We start from the raw sequence: 219 nt of genomic DNA on the forward strand, positions 1-219 counted from the left end.
GTGTGCAGCAGGTCGTGCCCGACCACGGCCATCACCACGGCCACCGCGATCAGCAGTGCGTACCAGAAGGCATCGCTACCCGGCAGCACAGTGGTCAGTGCATCGGTGGCCAGGATCACGTTGAACACGTTGAAGCCGATGTACACGCACACCACCGCCATGAACGGCAGCACGGCGCCTCGCAGGCCGAACTGGGCACGGGACTGGATCATCTGTGGC

Annotated in this window: 1 protein-coding gene; it reads right to left on the minus strand. The window is 64.4% G+C overall.

Annotation, left to right across the window (positions count from 1 at the left end; all coding sequences use genetic code 11):
• Positions 1-219 (minus strand): cytosine permease (locus RRF55_RS28895; RefSeq protein ID WP_439419430.1); only part of this gene is annotated, 219 nt, incomplete at both ends.

Origin of the sequence: Klebsiella sp. K47 (assembly GCF_051858335.1) — a bacterium.
GTDB lineage: Bacteria > Pseudomonadota > Gammaproteobacteria > Enterobacterales > Enterobacteriaceae > Klebsiella > Klebsiella pneumoniae.